This window comes from Dysgonomonas sp. Shenzhen-Wh21 (assembly GCF_043392705.1).
Lineage (GTDB): Bacteria > Bacteroidota > Bacteroidia > Bacteroidales > Dysgonomonadaceae > Dysgonomonas.
In genome coordinates this window covers 1-2,846 of record NZ_JAIXHZ010000088.1, presented here as the reverse complement: position 1 = coordinate 2,846, position 2,846 = coordinate 1, and the positions used below count along the sequence as shown (strand labels likewise).

Annotated in this window: 5 protein-coding genes and 1 pseudogene; all 6 read left to right on the top strand. The window is 32.7% G+C overall.

Annotated features, from left to right (window positions below):
• Positions 1 to 801, top strand: a pseudogene (locus tag LDB17_RS06045) (hypothetical protein); the annotation flags it as partial.
• 279 nt (positions 802 to 1,080) lie between these two features.
• Positions 1,081 to 1,323, top strand: a complete 243-nt coding sequence (locus LDB17_RS06040) for a hypothetical protein (protein WP_252636407.1) — start codon at positions 1,081 to 1,083, stop codon at positions 1,321 to 1,323.
• A 97-nt stretch (positions 1,324 to 1,420) separates the two neighbouring features.
• The gene (locus tag LDB17_RS06035) at positions 1,421 to 1,663 is read left to right on the top strand and encodes a hypothetical protein (protein ID WP_252636408.1); all 243 of its coding nucleotides are present in this window, start codon (positions 1,421 to 1,423) and stop codon (positions 1,661 to 1,663) included.
• Positions 1,647 to 1,904: a hypothetical protein gene (locus LDB17_RS06030; protein ID WP_252636409.1), complete on the top strand. Its 258-nt coding sequence runs from the start codon at positions 1,647 to 1,649 to the stop codon at positions 1,902 to 1,904. Before LDB17_RS06035 ends, LDB17_RS06030 begins: the two co-directional genes overlap by 17 nt.
• A gap of 105 nt (positions 1,905 to 2,009) precedes the next feature.
• Positions 2,010 to 2,531, top strand: coding sequence for a hypothetical protein (locus LDB17_RS06025; RefSeq protein WP_252636410.1), 522 nt, complete (start codon positions 2,010 to 2,012; stop codon positions 2,529 to 2,531).
• Positions 2,528 to 2,845: a hypothetical protein gene (locus tag LDB17_RS06020; RefSeq protein WP_393924935.1), complete on the top strand. Its 318-nt coding sequence runs from the start codon at positions 2,528 to 2,530 to the stop codon at positions 2,843 to 2,845. Before LDB17_RS06025 ends, LDB17_RS06020 begins: the two co-directional genes overlap by 4 nt.
• The last annotated feature ends 1 nt before the right edge of the window (position 2,846 follow it).

Here is a 2,846-nt window from a genome sequence, read left to right as displayed (position 1 = left end):
ATATTTAGAATTCTAAATATATTCTCTGCGCATTTCGATTGGTTCAATATGCCTACTGATGAATTTGAGCAATGCTATTATTCTAATAAATTTAAATTTGATAAAATAATCACAGTCTGTGATTATGAAAATATAAAGCATATATATGCTCATTTCTATGGCCCAAAAACAGACTTTGAGGGATATATCAGTAAATATTCTACTTCATTCCCATTTAAATATAGTATAAGGAAGGCTTTACAAGATTATATATCTGCCAATATGAATCCTCAATTGGCAAAATATGAAATATTGAGAAGTCGTTTATCAAAAATAGTAGCAGAAAATATTCTTTCAGATAATTCGACGAAGAATCTTAGAGACTTAAATGAATGTCTTATTTCACCACCAGCTGTAATAAAAGAAAAAATTAAAATTTTTGATGGTAAATACTATATATGGTCTGATAATATATTTACTATACTACTAGACTTTCTTAGAAAATTCAACATCCCTCTCGGGGAAGTCCTATCAAGCCAAAAACTTGATCTTTATAACATTATAAACATCGCATGGCTTATACTCGATGGTGTAAATGGGGGATTTGTAATTAATAAAAGCGCTAGAATAGGAATTTCTATTCCTGGATATGTTACTGATTATTTTTCTGACATTAAAGTCAACACTTTAGCACCTTCCGAAATAGTTGATATTGATATAAATCCAATTTTAGGTTATAATGCTTACAATAAATTTTTCGACAGCTATGTAAAAGAAATAAACCTCTATTATACTAAATACTTAATTAATTATGACAAGTAGAGTATTGATTATACAATTCAACAAAACGAAATAATTCATTTTGCTTTGCTATCTCAAATATAGTTCGCATATTTGTAGTGCTAAACCAATTTTATTAAATGAGCGAAGAAAGATTCGCCTAAGTATATAGGCTTTTTTTATGCCTATACTTATCATATAAGACGGCTGTTTATTTCCCACTTTTTTATTATTCGGGTTCGCTCGTTAGTAGAATTGGTTTAGCGACACGGGATTTGGCAGCCGTTCTTTTTCTGCCTATAAAGCTAAACCAATTCTACAATGAAAACAAAAACTAAACCAGCAACTAAACGAAGCACAAAGCAAGTTGCATTCAGGGACATGATCGAACATTTGCATTGCATGACCGAGAAAATGAATATGGAGCAATCGCAAAACCCCGAAAGAACACACAGCGATAAGCTAACAGCCACACGGACCATCACTGAAAACAGAACCTCTCACGTCTTTGTAAATGAAGATTATGTTGTCGTATTTGCTATCCATAGAAATACAAAACCATAGTTTGTTAACCTCCCAGGTTTATCAACAAGATTGAAAATACCTGATTTTCCGTGAACATTCTATTCACTAAAGATTAACAAACTAAAATTAACTTACTATGGAATTTAACGTTAATGGCGCTATAATAAATAGCGAAGTGGTATCTGCCATAAAAGATATCCAGGAATGCAAAGGGATTCATATAGAAATAATCGAAAAACAAATGAATCTACTAATCTCTCAGCGAAGTAATATACAAGAGTCTGACGGCGAAATAATGGAACGCCTGGAAGATTTAAATTTATTAAAAGGACTGATAAAGTCTATTTGTAACGGAACAACCAATGAAAAACGAGAATAAAACAACTTATAAGGACTTAATTTTTGCAAGATATATAGGCCAGTTCTTGCAGGCTGATGAAACGGATGCAACAGTTAGGAAATCGAGTGAAGAAATCGCTTTTGAGTTATCAGGTATGGCACATTACTCCACTGATGAAATATCTGCAGCAATGATAGGATTTCAATATCGATTGGGGTTTGAAGACTCCAAACCCGTCTGGCTACTGAAAGAAAACCCCGAGAAGAAAATAAAAGAATAGTTGATCGCAACTATTGCTAATCAAAGCCTGAGTGATATAGCTCAGGCTTTTTTTGTCTTTTATTAATGGCTGATCCTTGTTTTTCTTTGGATAAAAAGAAAAATTATGAAGTACATTATCCTATTAGTTGGTTGCTTATTTGTTTTCTCTGCATGCAAGACACAAAAACAAGAAAGTAAGAGCATCGTTGACGATTACCATTCAAGCCACACAGATATACAAAAATCCAAATTTGAATATTTGTATTATTCCCTTATTGATAGTTTAAGAAGAGTACCGGCTCCGAAAGAAAAAAGCGAATCAAGAGGTTTGCAATACAGTAAGCTGCAAACATCATTTTCTATAAGTATAGCTTTTATTGACTCCATCGGGAAGTTGCATCATAACATAGAAAATAAGGATAGTATTGATCAGCCGATCAGATATATTCAGGATAAAAAAAACAAACACGATACGATCTATATTAATCGAACAGATACTCTCAGACTGAAAGAATATGAGTATATCCATGTTCAGGAAGAGCTTTCGTTTCTGGAAAAAATCAGAAAAACTATTGGCGATATTGCAATGGGAATAGTATTGATAGCCCTAATAATACTTGGAATTAAAAGAGCTCTAAAGAAATGATACTTGATACGTTTATACCCGAACTGGCCTTTTCGAGTGCATTATCGAGCATAACACTTGTGAATGTTGCTGATGATGTGAATTTTATATTGTCATATAAAATGAGCGATGGCACATATCAAGAGATACTATCCGAACCTTATACCCCGGATAATGACACAAATATTTACATAATCGGCCTACAAAAAATAATTGATGGTTATTTAGAAGAAAGCCCGGTGCTTGATTTTAAATTCCGGTTTGAGTGGGGAAGTAATGAAATTGAGTATTTATCCCGGATAATAAAATCAAGCACCGGGCTTTCTTCTAAATAAC